The organism is Mucilaginibacter gracilis, from assembly GCF_003633615.1.
Classification (GTDB): Bacteria; Bacteroidota; Bacteroidia; order Sphingobacteriales; family Sphingobacteriaceae; genus Mucilaginibacter; species Mucilaginibacter gracilis.
Genome location: NZ_RBKU01000001.1, coordinates 5,160,169 through 5,177,325, shown reverse-complemented (window position 1 = coordinate 5,177,325; position 17,157 = coordinate 5,160,169). Strand labels below are relative to the sequence as shown.

Below are 17,157 nucleotides of genomic sequence, written 5' to 3'. Positions count from 1 at the left end.
AAACAAATGAAAAAAATACTTTTGTTCTTTTTGGGATTAGTAATCTGTATATCAGTATGGTATGGAGAATCAAGAAAGTTTGTTCCTTTTCCAAACGGTAAAAATGTTACCGTTTGGAAAACCTATAACAATAAATGTTACATTATTGCAGGTAAGTATTATGGTTTGTTTAAGCCGTCTTTGGATCACGCTTATATAGAAACAACCAATACTTCATCTGGAGTAGATTTGATCTGGAAAGAAAGTTCCGATACGATACTTGCCCAAGTGGATAGTGGTAGTATGCTTCATAGTAATCCTTCAGTTAAAGTTCATATTACAGACTATAATCTTAACAAAATGCATAATGATAGTTTATATACTTACTTCGACACTAAATTGAAAGTAAAGCGTTATAAAAAAAATATCAATATCGTTTCTGTCTCTATTAATGAAATGGGTGCTTTATGACCTATTGAATTAACAACTGAAGCTTAAGATAGTATCCGCTGGCAAACCTCTAAAGTCGAAGAAAAAACAAGATAATTGTAACTAACAAAGCCCCAATTTGGGGCTTTGTTAGTTTTTATAACTTCTTACTTAACATATTCCTGAATATGCCTTTTGGTGATAAAGGCATCAATAAAAGTCTTCACCAAATGCTTGTCCTCCGGACTAAATAACTCCACTTCCTTAAACTGTCTAAGCAGCTCCCGATCAGTTAATTGGGCTGCTACGGATGCATCATTTACATCATCATTCACCAGGTAATCGGTAGTAGTATCCAGCGCTTTGGCCAGCTTGGAAAGCATATCTGCTGCGGGTTTGGCCTTGCCTATCTCATAGCGGCCAATCTGCACATAGGAGTTCAGGCCGACGATCTCAGCCAGCTCTGACTGCTTCAATCTTTTTTGGGTACGTAACTCTTTGATCCGGGTTCCTAAACTCATTATTCCTTTAATCCTATTCCATCAAAAATACTAAGAATGATACATATAGTGCGTGGTAAAATACAAATGAGTATCACTTGCTAATCTGCAATCACCATAGTTATCATTGCAGAATTAAAACGCATTATATAATCAATCCTGCAATGAATATAGTACCTAAGCTTATTACGGAGAATCCAGAACTACTGTTATACATCGATGGCAAGCTACATATAACCGTCCTGGGTGGCATTAAACTGACCGGCTTTGACCGCTTAAAAGTAACATTGAAGATGGTCTGCGGTGGCAACACCAACAAGGCCTTTCGCCACAACCTCGACCTGTACAACAGCGTTCAGGCAGAACACCTGATTGAAAAGTCAGCTGAGGCGTTAGACGTGGCTGCCGCTGAACTGGGAAAAGTCATCAGCCGCCTGACTACTGCCCTGGAAGATTACCGATCCGAACGGCTGGAAGCCATGAAGCCTAAACAGGCAGAAAAGAAACAGCTTACCGAGGCCGAACGTAAGATTGCCATGCAATACCTCAAAGCACCCGGCCTGCTCGGACGGACCCGGCAGGCGATCTCGGCCAGCGGTATTGTTGGCGAAGAAGTAAACAGCCTGATCGCTTACCTGATCTATACTTCAAGAAAGCGCAATACACCGCTGCACCTGATGTGCCTGGGGCCATCCGGCACCGGCAAGACCTGGTTACAGGAAAGGGTCAGCGAACTGATCCCGGAAGAAGATAAGCTGGAGATCACCATGCTATCGATGAACGCTTTTTACTACTTCGGTAAGGATGAGCTTAAAAATAAGTTGCTGCTGATTGAGGATATGGACGGCGCGGATAACGTGCTGTACCCGCTCCGGGAACTGCAAAGCAAGCGACGGATCAGTAAGACCGTCACCCTAAAGGACAGTAAGGGTAACCTGAAAACGGTTACCCTGAATGTCGAAGGCCCTGTTTGTGTCAGCGGGTGTACCACCCGCGAACAGCTTTACGAAGATAACGCCAACCGCTGTATCCTGCTCTACACAGACGATAGCCCTGAGCAGGATAAAAAGATCATGGATTACCAGCGCAGGCAAAGCGCCGGGCTGCTTGATCACCAGGCCGAGCGCAACGTGCGTGAACAGCTTAAGAACGTGCAACGGCTTCTGCAGCCGGTGGGCGTTAAAAATCCTTTTGCTACCTACCTGCAACTGCCGGAGGCCATCTTCAAACCCAGGCGCACCATGCTGCTGCTGCTCTTATTCACCGAAACTATTACGTTCTACCATCAATACCAGCGGGAACTGCAAACCGATACCACCACCGGTGAGCAGTACGTGGAAACCACGATTGAAGATATTGAGGTCGCCTTTTCGCTGCTCGAAACGACCCTGCTTAAAAAGAGCGATGAGTTGAACGATGCCTGCCGTTCATTCTTTGAAAAGCTGAAAGCCTGGCTTCGGCAAAACGACAGCGAAACCTTTTACAGCAAAGAAGTGCGCCCGGTCTTTCGGCTCAGCCCAAGTAGCTTGGCTCGTTACCTGTATGAACTGGAACGGATGGGTTATATCAAGATTGCGCGCGGTAGCCGCTATAAAGGTTTTGAATACAAGGTACAAAGCTGGGATGATCTGGAAACCCTGACCAATGATGCCCACGAAATGATGGAGAATATCCTTACCGAGATACGTAAGGTAAATCATAGTAGCCCAGGTGTATCCCACAGCCCCGATGGGTTACATAACACGCAGAAAACCAGCAAGAAAACCGCAGTAGCCCAACAACAATAGAAAATGCAAGGCACCTTAAAAAATCCGCTGTATATCCGGCTGCATGCCGGGTTCACTCAATGGCTCAGGATACTAAACTTTGAACCTACCAGTCCCCGCGATATGCCTAAAATGCTGGCCGAGTTCCTGCTTTACTTAGAAGCCCAGGGCTGCGACCATCCGCATGATATACAGCCTGAACACCTTAAAAAATACCTGGAATATCTGCACGAAAGGCCAAGCCAAACCGCTGCCGGTGCGATCAGCCTCAACTATATCCGGAAACACTTACAGGTGATCCGTAAGTTCAGCCGTTACCTGATGGAGAGCGGCCAGCCCAGCTTTACGGTAAAACTCCGCATCAAAGGCAAAAGCACCAATATCAAAAGCATACTCACCCTGGCTGAGATCAGCAAGCTGTATGATCTGGTTAAAGATGATATATATGGGCTGAGGGACAGAGCGATGCTTGCCTTATATTACGGCTGCGGGTTGCGAAAAAATGAAGCTATAAATGTCAACGTCCGGGACATTCTGCCCGACAAAGAATTGGTTTACGTCCGCAAAGGGAAAGGCTATAAAGAGCGTTATGTACCACTGGCCGGTACTGCTAAAACCGATCTGGAGAACTATATCCTGTATGCCCGTCCGCACTTCGCCGGTGATAAAAAAGAGGATGCTTTACTGCTTAACGTCAGTGGCAAAAGGCTCACCGGCCAAACCTGTTATGATCGTTTACAGACCTTAAAAAAGGCTGCGGCCATTCTTAAACCCGTTGGTCTGCATACCCTGCGGCACAGTATTGCCAGCCACCTGCTGCATTCAGGTATGCAGCTGGAACAGATACAACGCTTTTTAGGGCATGGCAGCATGGAAAGTACGCAGATCTACACCCATCTTCAGCATGAACAAAAAATATGAGTTCGCTCCGGCTACGCTGGCAGCTTTAGAACCTTTCCGGGCTTACCTGAAACAAGAGCAGTTCAGCCATAGCTATATCCACCAAACCATCAACTATACAGCCACATTCCACGAATGGTTAACCGGCCAAAGCCTCGACTTAGCGCAGCTTACCCATGCCGATGTGATGGAGTTTGCCGACCAGCTCAGGCAGAAAGGCTTCAGTATAAAGCTGATCAATCAGATCATGCGGACCTTACGGTATTACTTCTCCCACCTGCAACAGGAACAGGAAATAGGCATCAATCCGGCAGCGGGAATCATACTCAAAGGCACGGTCAGAAACCTCCCACACGACCTGTTAACCATGCCTGAAATGGAGGCGCTATATGAAAGTTACCAGGTCACCGACAATCGTACCTACCGCAATAAAGTGATCATTGGCTTGCTTGTTTATCAGGGTGTTACGCGGGATGAACTGAGCCATCTGCGCCCTGAACATCTGAAACTAAGAGAGGGTAAAATCCATATCCCTGCAACCGGCAGGCAGCTGGGCCGGTTACTTCCATTGCAGCCCCACCAAATCCTCGAACTGCACGAATACCTGTTAGTGATCCGTCCGAAAATACTGGCTGAGCGCCTGGCCGAACGACCAGGGCGAAAGCCGAATCATTACAAAGATGAACAGGAAATTGAGCGTTTGTTTATCAGCATTAACGCCCAGGAAGACATCAAAAACAGCCTTTTACACCTTAACTACGCGCTCCGGAAACTCAACCCCAAATACAAACACGCAAAACAGATCAGGCAGAGTGTGATCACGGAATGGCTGAAAGAAAAGAACCTGCGTACTGTTCAATATATGGCCGGGCACCGCTATGTAAGTTCAACTGAAAGATATAAAACCACCAATCTGGAAGACCTGAAAGAGGCACTTAATAAGCATCACCCACTAACTTTATCTTAAAAAAAACGCCGCCCTTACCCAACAGAATCTTCAAAAAATAACCAACCCGGCAGGCCTGTGTGGTAAAAATCAACCAACAACTTGGGCTTGTAAGAAAAAAAATATCTGTTAACTTTACGAGCCTAAACGTTCTTTATAGCACCGAAAACGTGCAAGCTGAAAAACCAGGAAAAATCTTAAAAGTTACAAGGGGCTATACGATTACGGTGCACGGTTTTACGATCCGGTAATTGCAAGGTGGACAAGTGTGGATCCACACGCAATAAGTTACAAAGCTATCACGCCTTATGGTTATGTGGATAATAATCCGATAAAATCAATAGATCCTGATGGTAGAGATTTGATAGTGCTTAGTGCCCCTACTCATGTTCACGACTTAGGGCACGCCGCAGTGCTGATCGGTAATTCAAAGAAAGGTTATAATTTCTACTCGAAAAATGGCACTACAGAAAAGGGCGGAGCGTTAGGGCCATCTAATAAAAATCCGGTCATTGGTCGACACTATGACACGTTAGATGAATTTTTAAAAAGTGACGACAATAAAGATAAAGATGGGGCCTACCAAACTGCTTATGAATTAAAAACAGATGACGCGACAGATCATAAAATGGAATTGGCGGCAGAACAAACAATATTGGAGCCATACAACGTATTAGCCAATAGCTGTATTGACGTAGCTTCAAATTCATTAACAGCCGCAGGGCGCAACCCAGGATATCAATCGAATCATGCGCCACCGCCATATGGTGGTTCACAACAATATTTATCCCCAATACCTAATGCAAGATTTTTAGCTATTATAAAAGATAATCCCGGAGGTAGAATAATACATTTTGTCTACACATCATCAACTCCCGAAAAGAAAACAAACATCACTGTAGGAAAGTTATCAGACCCCAAAGTTTTACCAAACCAATAAAATATGAACTTAATAAAGCATAGTAAACACCTTTTCATTCTCCTGCTATTCATTTCAATATATTCCTGTCATGAAAATGCAATTAACGGTATGTTATCTGCGAGCAGTGATATCAAGGACTCAAAGAAAAGGGGTGTGTTCGTAAAGGAATACATTGGCCAAACAAACCCGATTAAGATTAATGATTCTTTATCAATCACGATCAAGTCCGCATGGTTGGAACAAATGTGGCGTGGTGATGGCCCGAGTAACGAAAAAGCAAAAGTTCAAGATCATGGTTACCAGTTATTAGTAGTAACAGATAAAGAATGTCTAAAGAATTATAGGGATACATGGATGATAGGACTAAACGCAGATGGCTATTTCCGAAGGGCATCGGAAGACGCAATTATAGTGGATTTTAAAACACTCCCTAAAGCTTCAATATTAGAGTGGCAAGTGCAGAATGGTTATAGTCTTTCAAGGAATGATAAGAAAACGATAATCGGCAAGTTTGCTTTAATAGCCAAAAAGTAACCAATATATCATTAACTCTCCGGCTGTATAGGAGCGAAGATAAAGCCAGGCTATCAGCTTGGCTTTACTTACTTCTTATAAGCCATCCTTGTTTTAGCATGTTGGATAAGGCCATCAATGGAGTACATGATGTGTTCTTTATCTTCATCAGGGAGTTGTTGGATGCTTAATACCTTGTTTAGAATGGCTTGATCTATTTGCTGCTCTGCCTTGCCTACCAAGTAATCCAATGATACGCCTAACGCATCAGCTATCTTGCTTGCAACGTCGACTGATGGTATAGCTTCCTCTCTTTCATATCTACCTATAAGGTTAGCATGAACACCAGCCTTTATGGCTAATTCACGCTGTGAAACCTTACGATCCTTTCTAATGGCGGTTAAGCTGCTTCCAAAACTCATATCAATATAGTGCTTCTACCTTATGCGGTAGCGTTATCGTAAATATAAGTAACTTCTTTGTTAGTTAAAATACCTTATAGGGTTTGCATTGGTTTACCCTATTCAGTACCTTTACATCGTAAAGGTTAAATGCACTACAGCGATGCACAAACCCACTCTCATCACCAACAATCCCGAACTACTGCATTACAAAGCAGAGAAGCTACACATTACAGTATTAGGTGGCATCAAGCTAACAGGCTTGGACAGGATGAAAGTAACGTTGAAGATGGTATGCAGTGACAATATGCAAACTGTGTTCAGGCACAACCTTGACCTATACAACAGCATCCAAAGCAGTCAATTGATAGAAAGGTCAGCAGAAGCACTAGGCGTTGATACAAGCAAGGTAAGCGAGGCCATGAGTGAACTAACATCCCTACTGGAAACCTACAGGGTAGAGCAATTGGAAGCGTTAAAACCAAAGCCACAGGAGCAAATCAAACTCACCGAAGCAGAACGCAAAGCAGCATTCACCTATCTTAAAGCACCCCACCTGATAGAGCGTACCAAGCAAAGCATCACACAAAGCGGCATTATAGGTGAGGAAACCAACTCACTCATAGCTTACCTCATTTACACATCAAGGAAACGCAGTGCACCATTACACCTGATATGTTTGGGTGCAAGCGGGGTTGGCAAAACATGGCTACAGGAAAGCGTTGGTGCATTGATACCTGATGAAGATAAATTGGAAGTCACCACGCTAAGTAACAACGCATTCTACTACTTTGGTAAGGATGAACTCAAACACAAACTCTTACTCATTGAAGATTTAGATGGAGCAGATAACGTCCTATATCCCCTACGTGAACTCCAAACCAAACGCAGAATATCAAAGACAGTCACCTTAAAGGATAACAAAGGCAACCTCAAAACCATTACGCTCAATGTTGAAGGACCGGTATGCGTGAGTGGTTGCACCACCAAAGAGCAGCTATATGAAGACAATGCCAATAGGTGCATATTACTTTACATGGATAACAGCAATGAGCAAGACCACCGCATTATGGAGTACCAACGCCAACTAAGCGCGGGACATATTGACCAGGCAGAACAGCGAACCATCAAAGAGCAACTCAAAAATGTGCAACGCATGTTACAGCCAGTGGTAGTACGCAACCCATTTGCCACATACTTAAAATCCCAGTTCTCCGTAGTGTGTTGTCCGAATGTCTCAGACTTCGGACAGCTATGTTTACGAGCGTAAAGTGTATGTAATATCGCCTAGGATTATGTAAGCGGGATAGTTTACCAAAATAATGCGGTCAGTTTTATCCAGACGGAAGAAGGGAGAGCCGTTTCGGTATTCGATTGTGAAAGGCGCACAAATCGACGGCGATTTGCTGGATCAATATCTTTCAGCATCCTATACCATTATGCAGGAAGCTATAACGAATGATTGGCAATTTTCAAAATGTTACCCTGCTGGCGCAAGTATGTCGGGTGGACAGGAGGGCAAAAGCTACTTATGCCGAACTATGGAGCTTAATACTTTCATGGTTTTAAATTGTTTAACCAGTTCCCAAAGAGGAGCGCTTTATACGACCACCTGATTTCTTTTTCTCAATTTAATCCCCAATAAATATTTTTTCTCCCGGTTTATTTTTTAATTTTAATGCTGCATGAAATCAAAACATATTTATTGGTTTTTATTGGGATTGACGGCTATCGCGGTCACATCCTGCAAAGAGATTTTTGAACCTAACATCAGTAACAGAAACGTAACGCTGGAGGCACCGGGCAATAATTACCAAAGCACTAAATATGCCGTCAGCTTTTGGTGGGATAAGGTTGATGATGCATCGGGATACCGCTTGCAGGTGGTTACGCCCAGCCTGGATACCATTGGCGCACTGGTGGTAGATACGCTGGTTAAGGGCAACACGTTTACCATGTCGCTCGATCCGGGCAGGTACCAGTGGCATGTACGGGCGGAGAACGGAAGCAGTAAAACGGCGTATTCTACCGGGCGAAGCTTTACAGTTTTGCCTTCAACAATTACCACGCAAAGCGTGTTGCTAACATCACCCGCCAATAATGCCCTCACCAACCAGTCGGCAATTAATTTCCAGTGGGGCAGTATGTATGGTGCTACAAAATACCGCCTCGAAATTGATACAAACAACTTTGTGAACGAAGCGGCTGTAATTTACAACCAGGTTACGCCGGCTCAATTGATAGCCTATACATTCCCTAAAGATCAAACCTACCAGTGGCGGGTAAGGGCGGAGAACGACACGGCGCAATCTAAATGGTCGGCCATTAATTTAATTGTATATAACCATACGCCGCCGGGCATCGTCACGTTAACTGCCCCGGCCAATAACCAGACTGTACCTTTGCCTGTATCATTGCAATGGAACAGCACGAGCAAGGCCGTAAAATATAAGCTGTATGTTTTAAAAAGCGATTCTACTACGTGGTATAACCAAACGTTTCCGCTTACTTTAACTACAACCAGCTATAGCTTTAACCTGGGCGTATCATTTGATAAAGTGTATTGGAAGGTAACGGCCATAGATGCGGCAGGGAACGAAGGGCAGCCCAGTGTGTTGCGCCATTTTGTGATTCAGTAAACAGCGGTAGATGAAAAACAAAAAGCTGACCTACTTTTTAGGCTTCCTGGTGGTAACGATATGGGGGCTCATCATCGTCAAGCTATTTAAAGCCATCAACGGCGACGATGAACCTTTAGCCATTGCAACGCGCCCGGCCATGAAAACATCGCTGGCAGATTATGCCATCCCTAAAGATACCACGCACTTACTGCTCAACTACCGCGACCCGTTTAGCGAAAAAAAAGCCGAACCGGTGGAAAAAGCTACCGACGAACCAAGCCATAAAATAATTGTACCGCAAAAGCCTGCTATCAACTGGAATAACATCCGCTATTCGGGATATATCCATAACGCAGGCTCAAAAAAATTAATCGCCATGGTGAACGTTAACGGAAAAGAACTGATGCTGAGTGAAGGCGAAACGGCAGAACAGGTTAAGCTCATTAAAAATATGAAGGATTCCATCAAAATACTATACCAGGGTACAAAGAAGTTTATTCCCTTGAATAATAAATCGCTATGAAGAGATCGTTTATTGTATTGTTGCTTATTTTTTCGGTTAAGGTATTTGCACAAAAAATGCCCGATATGGGGCTATATAAAGTCCGCATCAGCACCAGCGATAAAAACATCACAGCCGAGATCAAACCCGTAAAATCGGAACCGTCGTTACAGTCCGACCGTTTTTATAACTGGTATTGTTCCAACCAGATCAAACAAACACAGGGTGCTTACAGCGGAGCTCTGCTAAACGGACAGTATAACGAGTTTTATCCCAACAAAAACCTCAAAGAACAAGGTGTTTTTAACAAAGGATTAAAAAATGGCATCTGGAAAAGCTGGACTGAAGATGGCGTACTGGTGCAAAGGATAACCTGGAATAACGGAATTAAACAAGGTGAATATGATTGGTACGATGAAAAAGGTAACCTGAAACAAAAAGGCACCTACCACCATGATTTGCTTAATGGCAAACAGTACAATTATGATGGCAAAGGCAAAGTGGAAGTTTCGACTTATAAAGACGGAAACTTAGTACCCAAAGAAACAAAAAAGGCGTCTTTCTGGTCAAAGCTTAATCCATTCAAAAAGAAACATTGACCGGCTATCGTAATAAATAATTCAAAAAAATAATTGTAACCAGAATACATGATCCGGGCCTCCGCTTTATATATCGTGATCGTTATTGCGTTGGTTATCGCGGTACTTTGCTCGTCTCTTATTGTAGCCGCTTATTATTATAAGCTGCAATACCAAAAGAAATTCAGGTATGATGAACTGACCAGCAACTTAAATTCCGGGATCAATATTTTACTGGCGTCCGATTCCATCGCCTATAAAAGCGAAAAGAAATTTGGATTATATGGCACTGATGCCGATACGGTAATCTTAAAAAAAACAAACTGGGGTGTTTTTGAGGTTGGCTTTTGTAAGGCTTTTATCCAAACGGACACGCTAAAGAAAACTTTGATGATTGCCAATAAAATCGATTCACTCAAATGGGCTGCTGTGTACCTCATTGATGAAGATAGGCCCTTATCGGTAAGCGGAAAGACGATGATACGCGGCGATGCCTTTGTACCCAAGGCGGGTGTGAAAGAAGCTTACGTGGACGGAAAAGCATACCAGGGAGACAAGCGACTGGTGATTGGTAATAAGCATGACAGCGAACGAACGCTGCCCGAATTACAGTCCGCTAAGTTAGCACAGATCAAAGGCTTAAAAAGCTATGCATACACCGATACCTCCTTTTATCACCGGGACACCATCAGTAATTCTTTCTTCAATCCCACGCTTATCATTAATTTTAAGAAGCGGGTTGAGACCATCCATGATATTAAACTGAGTGGAAATATAATCGTGCTATCAGACACTACCTTAATTATCGAAAAGACGGCAATGCTCAACAACGTGATCGTTTACGCCAAGGGCATCAGCGTTCAGGAAGGTTTTAACGGGAAGTGCCAGTTGTTTGCATCGGATTCTATCGGGGTACAGAGGGACTGTGTGTTTGCTTACCCATCCTGCCTGTGCGTATTGCGCTTTAAAAGCAATAAAGCTGTTCAGGCCAGAATTAACCTCGGCGAAAACACGATCATAAACGGCGCAGTATTTACCTATGAGAAAGAAAAGAGCCAGCTACAAACCTTAATTGATATTGGTAAAAATGTTAAAATAGCCGGGCAGGTATACGCCCAGGGATTGGTACGTTTTAACAATGGAGGCGACATAGCCGGAAGCGTGTTTACCAACCGTTTCCTTTATCAATCCACCTACACTACTTTCGAGAATTATCTCATCAATACCCGGCTTGATGTTAAAGGTTTATCGCCTTATTACCTCAGCAGTTCCTTGTTCCCGGTATCGGGCAAAAAGCAGAAGATATTACAATGGCTGGAATCCAATTAAAGATCACCATGAACCCGAAAGGACGGGTACGGGCTTCCAGCATCCTGGAGGTGATTATTTCGATGGTGGTCATCGTGATCGTATTCAGTATTGCTATGGCGATCTTTGCCAATGTGCAACGGCTTTCACTATCGGCAAAAAAAATACGTGCCGAAGCTGTTTTGAAAGAAGAGCTCATTAAAATAGCAGAAGCACCGCAACTATCCAAGCAATCCAGTACGGTTGATGGTTTAAGCATAGAAGAGGAAACCACAAGTTATAACAACAATGACAACCTGTTCCAGGTTAACTTAACGGCATACGACGCCAATAAGGAGAAAGTAGCGGAGCTAAAGGAGGTGATTTATGATGCCAGGTAAGCCGAATACAGTTAAAGCATTTACGCTATTGGAAATGACGATTGCCATGCTCGTCGCTGCTGTGGTAATCGGCATAACTTATACCTCTTATCAGATCATTAGCCGGAGTTATCTCGACTTTAAATTAAGGAACGAGCGCATGGTCACCCTCGCCAGCCTTGACCAATTATTGAGGCGTGATTTCGATCAGGCGGAAATTATCAGCGGCAGCAATAAGCACATCCGCATCGACAAAGAAAATAAACCCGCCGTGGAGTATGAATTTGCTGATCGTTACATCATCAGGAAAGCGATTATTATAGATACCTTTAAAGTGACTAATGATAGCTGCCGGATGTTTTTCGAAAAACAACAAATAATAAATGATGAAACTACAGAGACAGCAAATACAGAAGACAACCGTATAGACGAGCTTCTATTTAATGTGAGCTACAATAATGAAACGATACCATACCATTATAATAAAGATTACAGTTCCGAGAACCTGATAAAAAGAAACCCGAATGCCGTCAATTGATTTAAGCAGGTACGAAAACAAAAAAGCCGCTAAGAAAACAGCGCAACAACCCGGTTTTAGTTTAACCGAATTGTTGAATAAGGATATTTCTTTCGGAAGCAGGGAACTCAGCGATAAAAAGAAAGAATATCTGTACTTGGAACTAAGTTCGTTGTTGCAGGCCGGTATCGATCTGAAAAGCAGCTTTGAATTGATTACTGCCGACCAGGAAAAAGAAAAGGACAAAGCCCTGTTTGTTACCATTCAGCAATCCGTATTAGGAGGAACCACGTTCTCGCAGGCCTTGCAGCAAACCGGCAGGTTTTCATTATACGAAGTGTTCAGCTTACAGATCGGTGAGGAGACTGGTAAACTGATCGAAGTATTACGCGACTTGGCTAAATTTTACCAGAGCAAGATCAAACAACAGCGCAAAATCGTATCGGCATTGACCTATCCCTGTATCGTACTAAGCACTTCGCTTGGCGCGGTGTTCTTCATGCTCAAATTTGTGGTACCGATGTTTGGCGACGTGTTCAAGCGCTTTGGCGGCAAACTGCCCTGGATCACCGAAAAGATCATCGGGATATCGGAAGTATTACAGAATAATTTTAGTAAAGTGGTTTTGCTGTGCCTGGTTATTGCCGTGTTTATTTTTACATTCCGCAAAACGGAAAAATTCAGGAAAATATTTTCTAATACGATACTTCGACTCCCGCTGGTAGGTAACCTGGTACAAAAAATATACCTGGCCCGGTTTTGTAATTCCATGCGTTTGCTCATCAATGCCAGGCTGCCGCTGTTACGCGCCATTGCCTTAATCAGGCAGATGATCCGCTATTACCCGATAGAAGCTTCACTAACCATTATCGAAGAAGACATCATGAAAGGCAAAACACTGTATCAAAGCCTGCAACAATTCAAAGTCTATCCCCCTAAAATGGTACAACTGGTTAAAGTAGGCGAAGAAACCAACCAACTCGATTATTTTTTCGGCATCATATCCGAACAATACATAGACGAAGTTGAATACAAAACCTCCACCATCAGCAGCTTGATGGAACCGCTTATCATTATCTTCCTGGGTCTGATTGTCGGGGTTATTTTAATATCGATGTATTTGCCTTTGTTTCAAATGAGTAATAGTTTTTAGGTGAAAGGCATTTCATCTGGTGATTTCCCAGTTAATAAGTTGGCAGTCGCTTGGCACGATGCCAATTTGGTCATCTCCTTAAATCACTCGAGGCTGGAAAAAAGCTACTCGACAAAAATCTTTTGCAAGGCCAGCCGGAATTTTATCATCACCCGTGATGCTGTCGATAAAATGAGAAGACCAAAACTAAATGTCCGGTTGCGGCCAGCGGCTACAGGCCTCCCGCGATAGAGCGGGTTACCTGCCACCGCCCGCCTCACCTCGCGCGGCAAGACGGAAATTCGCTACGCTCATAACCGACTGGCTTTTTTTCCGTTGCTGGTGAAAAAAGAAAAAACAACCAATTATAACCACCATCGCAAAGATAGCCACCGCCGGGATGAAACGTAAAGGTTATATAAACAGGCGGTTGTTGTTTGTTTTTTTATTAGCCCGCCCTTGACATTTCGCCCGGCTATCCGCTTTTGTTGCTTAAGTGGTGAAAAGAGTTGGTGGGTGTAATTACTTCCAGTCGGAATGTTCGCTTTTACAGCCTTTCAGGCGGTGAAGTTTGGCGGTGGGTTCATCATGGTCTATATTTACCGTTATGGTCGTTTATTTTGGTAGCCACACAATCAAAGGATATATTACAAAAGCTGAAACTGTTTCACAGATTACTAACCTTACCGGAATGCACATTCGGTAATCTGTATAACATTTGTATTCTTAGAACCTTAGAACCAGTCAAAACCTACTAAACTAATTTGAAGTTTCAAACCCGAATTGCTGCTTGCGAAGCATAAAATTTGATAGATATTGTATTAATTCGTATCTTTATATCATAAAGATTTGCAATTAATCTGTAGCAAAAAAGTGGTGCGTAATTCGGTGCGTAAGCTTTTATCCCACTCATAAGACATTGGTTATCAATCCCGTTTAGAGGTGTTACAAAACCCTAGCTCTCCGCCAGGTGAAATATTAATAAGGTTGCGTCATTCATGGCGTTGCTAAGTTAAAAATCACTAAAAGATGCGCTGGAAGCGATAAAACAGATTAGGTTCTGTTCCCTCTCTCTCCGCAAATTACATTATCAAAAGAGTAAAAAGCCTGCAAATACTGAGTTTGCGGGTTTTTTATTTTGTGGCAAATTGCCAGATTTCATAAAATTTCCCGCAATTCATTAGCGTCTTTCGTAGCGTCTTTTATTTTGAAAAAAGACGCAAGGATTTTTAAATAAAAGACGTTCAATTGTTGATTTAACTAATTGTAAATCAACATATTCATGAGATTAACATCTTGTTTCATCTTAACTGCATTCCGAAATTTGTTTAACTTTTAAATGTTTCGTTATGTTGGAAAAAAGCTTCGGGTTGTTCTTCTTCTTAAAACAACCCAAAAATCAGAAAAGTGATGTGCGGTATGTTTATCTTCGGATAACAGTTGATGGGACATCAAAGGAATTATCTACTAAAAGAGTTTGGGGTGACTTAATATAAAATATTGAAAAAATATATTGCGCAACTAAAAAGTTGCATGTATATTTGCAACCTGAGGGTTGCTCAATTAATAACCAAGAATGAAACAAGATATATTCCAGGCCATAGCCGACCCTACACGCAGGGCTATTTTAACTTTAATAGCCATACAGGCATTAACACCAAATGCTATGGCCGAAAAATTTGATATGACCCGCCAGGCGGTATCAAAACATATTAAAGTATTGCACGACTGCGAATTGATTACACCTAAGCATAGCGGCAGGGAGATTTATTATCACTTTAATGCGAAAAAAATGCAAGAGTTTGACCATTGGTTAGCCCAATTTAGGCAAAACTGGGAAACTCAATTTAACCAACTTGACCAATTGTTAACAACTATTAAAGACCAGACCACGAAGTAGCATTGATGCCAAAGAAAAACAATTAATTAACTAATCAATAAATAATGAACAACGATTTGCTATTTGATTTTAACGTTGACAAGGCAGCGAAAACGGTTTATATAACCAGGGAGTTTAATGCCAGCCAATTTTTAGTATGGGATGCCTTTACCAAAGCCGAATTACTTGACCAATGGGGCGCACCTGCGCCCATGCGCGCCAAAACCAAGTACATGAATTTTGAAGTAGGGGGGAGGCGATTTTACGCCATGATAAGCCCCGATGGGCAGGAGCGTTGGGCGGTGCAGGAATTTACATCAATCACCCCGAAAACCAATTTTAAGATGTACAACGCCTTTGCAGATAAAGACGAAAACCGTGAACTGCCAGGTTCTGAATGGGATTACAATTTTAGCGAGCAAAATGGCATAACTAAAGTACACATTATCATTTTTAATGAATCGTTTGAACGATTAGAAAAGTTATTGGAGGGCTTTAAAATAGGCTTCACCATGACCTTGAAAAACCTGGAAGAACTGCTGGTTACCTTATCGTAAAAAACATAAAAAGAAAATTTACAATCACTTTTAAATATTAAATTATGAGAACAATTAATCCCTGGATCAACTTCAACGGAAATGCCGAAGAAGCGTTTACGTTTTACAAATCGGTTTTTGGTGGAGAATTCACTAAGATTATCCGTTTTGGCGACTTAGCGAGCGATGAATTTCAGATACCAGAAAATGAAGCCAACAAAATAATGCACATTGCGTTACCGCTTGGCAAACACAATGTTTTGATTGCCAATGACGTTCCCGAATTTATGGGACGGGTAAACGAAGCCGAAAACAGATCTAAAATATTAATTAATGCCGAAAGCCGTGAAGAGGCAGACCAAATATTTAACGGCCTATCGGCAGGTGGAGATATTGAAGGGCCTATTGGCGACAGTCCTTGGGCTACCTACGCCGGAATGTTTAGAGACAAATATGGTATAGAATGGATTGTGGAATTTGACCCCAATTATAATGGGTGAATTTAACCGCAGAAAAAGCTACCCCATACATGGCACTCCATGCAACGTAATAAAGTTAAGTCAACCATTTGCTGTTAAAGATTAAATTTAGGGTAATAACACACTTAAATTAACAAGTTTTGATAAATGTGATTTTAAAATTTAAAGTCTCCCAAAAGGTTAAAAATGATATAGGGTGTTCGGTAAGTAAATCCCTTCCCACTCCGCGAAAGATAAAAATATACGCAAAAAAATTCTGATCATAAGCGCCTTAGATATTTTGTCTAAATCGCTTATGATTTGTTGAGGTAACGGCGTCAGTACAAATCACTATGCTTCGGCATACAGAAAACCCAATATTTATTTATCAAGGCTAAATAATTAATATTATCTCCTACTTTTGCAGTATAATGCTTTTAAGAAAAATTACATTGTACTATTTTACCTGCTTATTTTTAATAAGCAGTACAATGCTACCGTTAGGTGATTTTACTTTAATGAGCGATTTGCCGCGGATGTACCATAATTATGAAAAATTAACCAAGCCGGAAGAAGCAGGTTTGATTGATTTTATTGGTGATTACTTGTTTGCCGGCAAAATATTATTAGGACATAATAAACAAGACAAGCCCGAAACTCCGTCAACATCTGTACAGTTTCAACATAGTCCTTCTGCTTTTAATTTTTTATACAGCAGGCTTGAAGTACCTTTTATCTCAATAAAGGTTTTAAAAGTTAGCCATACGTTGCTCAGGATCCCCATTAGTATTACAGATTTTCATCCCGAATTATTTCGTCCGCCGTTAGCTTAACCAACTTAGTGTTAATTAATGCTTAGCATTCTTTTTGGGGTGCTGCTAACTGCTTATTGCCTTCGGCAACAATTTAAT

General features: G+C 42.2%; 20 protein-coding genes and 1 pseudogene. 19 read left to right on the top strand and 2 right to left on the bottom strand.

Annotated features, from left to right (window positions below; genetic code table 11):
* Nucleotides 1-6: 6 nt before the first annotated feature.
* The gene (locus BDD43_RS22960; RefSeq protein WP_121200129.1) at nt 7-450 is read left to right on the top strand and encodes a hypothetical protein; all 444 of its coding nucleotides are present in this window, start codon (nt 7-9) and stop codon (nt 448-450) included.
* A 125-nt stretch (nt 451-575) separates the two neighbouring features.
* Here the strand turns inward: BDD43_RS22960 and BDD43_RS22955 are convergent, their stop codons facing one another.
* A complete protein-coding gene (locus BDD43_RS22955; protein ID WP_121200127.1) occupies nt 576-929 on the bottom strand; it encodes a helix-turn-helix domain-containing protein in 354 nt (117 codons plus the stop codon).
* 143 nt (nt 930-1,072) lie between these two features.
* Between BDD43_RS22955 and BDD43_RS22950 the strand changes: the two genes are divergently transcribed.
* The 5 genes and pseudogenes from BDD43_RS22950 (at nt 1,073) to BDD43_RS22930 (ending at nt 5,976) form a co-directional block, all read left to right on the top strand.
* Nucleotides 1,073-2,695, top strand: coding sequence for a P-loop NTPase family protein (locus BDD43_RS22950; protein WP_211339716.1), 1,623 nt, complete (start codon nt 1,073-1,075; stop codon nt 2,693-2,695).
* Between the two features lie 3 nt (nt 2,696-2,698).
* Nucleotides 2,699-3,595 carry a tyrosine-type recombinase/integrase gene (locus BDD43_RS22945; protein WP_121200125.1) on the top strand — a complete coding sequence of 299 codons (897 nt, stop codon included), beginning with the start codon at nt 2,699-2,701 and terminating at the stop codon, nt 3,593-3,595.
* A complete protein-coding gene (locus tag BDD43_RS22940) occupies nt 3,579-4,541 on the top strand; it encodes a tyrosine-type recombinase/integrase (protein ID WP_162847153.1) in 963 nt (320 codons plus the stop codon). The genes BDD43_RS22945 and BDD43_RS22940 overlap by 17 nt, the downstream gene beginning before the upstream one ends.
* 190 nt (nt 4,542-4,731) lie before the next feature.
* Nucleotides 4,732-5,460: pseudogene (locus BDD43_RS22935) on the top strand (RHS repeat-associated core domain-containing protein); the annotation flags it as partial.
* A 3-nt stretch (nt 5,461-5,463) separates the two neighbouring features.
* Nucleotides 5,464-5,976, top strand: coding sequence for a hypothetical protein (locus BDD43_RS22930; protein ID WP_121200122.1), 513 nt, complete (start codon nt 5,464-5,466; stop codon nt 5,974-5,976).
* A 68-nt stretch (nt 5,977-6,044) separates the two neighbouring features.
* Here BDD43_RS22930 and BDD43_RS22925 read toward each other — a convergent pair whose 3' ends face one another.
* Nucleotides 6,045-6,377: a helix-turn-helix domain-containing protein gene (locus BDD43_RS22925; protein WP_121200120.1), complete on the bottom strand. Its 333-nt coding sequence runs from the start codon at nt 6,375-6,377 to the stop codon at nt 6,045-6,047.
* A gap of 142 nt (nt 6,378-6,519) precedes the next feature.
* On the opposite strand from BDD43_RS22925, the gene BDD43_RS22920 reads away from it, so the two are divergent.
* The 13 genes from BDD43_RS22920 (at nt 6,520) to BDD43_RS22855 (ending at nt 17,079) form a co-directional block, all read left to right on the top strand.
* Nucleotides 6,520-7,626, top strand: a complete 1,107-nt coding sequence (locus BDD43_RS22920; protein WP_121200118.1) for a hypothetical protein — start codon at nt 6,520-6,522, stop codon at nt 7,624-7,626.
* A gap of 106 nt (nt 7,627-7,732) precedes the next feature.
* Nucleotides 7,733-7,972, top strand: a complete 240-nt coding sequence (locus BDD43_RS22915) for a hypothetical protein (protein ID WP_147425722.1) — start codon at nt 7,733-7,735, stop codon at nt 7,970-7,972.
* A gap of 69 nt (nt 7,973-8,041) precedes the next feature.
* Nucleotides 8,042-8,995, top strand: a complete 954-nt coding sequence (locus BDD43_RS22910) for a fibronectin type III domain-containing protein (protein WP_121200114.1) — start codon at nt 8,042-8,044, stop codon at nt 8,993-8,995.
* A gap of 10 nt (nt 8,996-9,005) precedes the next feature.
* Complete coding sequence (locus BDD43_RS22905; RefSeq protein ID WP_121200113.1) at nt 9,006-9,500, top strand: hypothetical protein; 495 nt, start codon at nt 9,006-9,008, stop codon at nt 9,498-9,500.
* Entirely contained in the window at nt 9,497-10,078 is a 582-nt protein-coding gene (locus BDD43_RS22900) for a toxin-antitoxin system YwqK family antitoxin (RefSeq protein ID WP_121200111.1), read from the top strand. The genes BDD43_RS22905 and BDD43_RS22900 overlap by 4 nt, the downstream gene beginning before the upstream one ends.
* A gap of 48 nt (nt 10,079-10,126) precedes the next feature.
* Nucleotides 10,127-11,386: a hypothetical protein gene (locus tag BDD43_RS22895; RefSeq protein ID WP_121200109.1), complete on the top strand. Its 1,260-nt coding sequence runs from the start codon at nt 10,127-10,129 to the stop codon at nt 11,384-11,386.
* Nucleotides 11,368-11,745: a hypothetical protein gene (locus BDD43_RS22890; protein ID WP_121200108.1), complete on the top strand. Its 378-nt coding sequence runs from the start codon at nt 11,368-11,370 to the stop codon at nt 11,743-11,745. The genes BDD43_RS22895 and BDD43_RS22890 overlap by 19 nt, the downstream gene beginning before the upstream one ends.
* Entirely contained in the window at nt 11,732-12,262 is a 531-nt protein-coding gene (locus BDD43_RS22885) for a PulJ/GspJ family protein (protein ID WP_121200106.1), read from the top strand. Before BDD43_RS22890 ends, BDD43_RS22885 begins: the two co-directional genes overlap by 14 nt.
* Nucleotides 12,249-13,394, top strand: a complete 1,146-nt coding sequence (locus tag BDD43_RS22880; RefSeq protein WP_121200104.1) for a type II secretion system F family protein — start codon at nt 12,249-12,251, stop codon at nt 13,392-13,394. The genes BDD43_RS22885 and BDD43_RS22880 overlap by 14 nt, the downstream gene beginning before the upstream one ends.
* Nucleotides 13,395-14,949: 1,555 nt before the next feature.
* Nucleotides 14,950-15,273 carry an ArsR/SmtB family transcription factor gene (locus BDD43_RS22870; RefSeq protein ID WP_121200102.1) on the top strand — a complete coding sequence of 108 codons (324 nt, stop codon included), beginning with the start codon at nt 14,950-14,952 and terminating at the stop codon, nt 15,271-15,273.
* 44 nt (nt 15,274-15,317) lie between these two features.
* Complete coding sequence (locus tag BDD43_RS22865) at nt 15,318-15,809, top strand: SRPBCC family protein (protein ID WP_121200100.1); 492 nt, start codon at nt 15,318-15,320, stop codon at nt 15,807-15,809.
* Nucleotides 15,810-15,853: 44 nt separating this feature from the next.
* Nucleotides 15,854-16,288, top strand: coding sequence for a VOC family protein (locus BDD43_RS22860; RefSeq protein ID WP_121200098.1), 435 nt, complete (start codon nt 15,854-15,856; stop codon nt 16,286-16,288).
* A gap of 449 nt (nt 16,289-16,737) precedes the next feature.
* Entirely contained in the window at nt 16,738-17,079 is a 342-nt protein-coding gene (locus BDD43_RS22855; RefSeq protein ID WP_147425720.1) for a hypothetical protein, read from the top strand.
* Nucleotides 17,080-17,157: the final 78 nt, after the last annotated feature.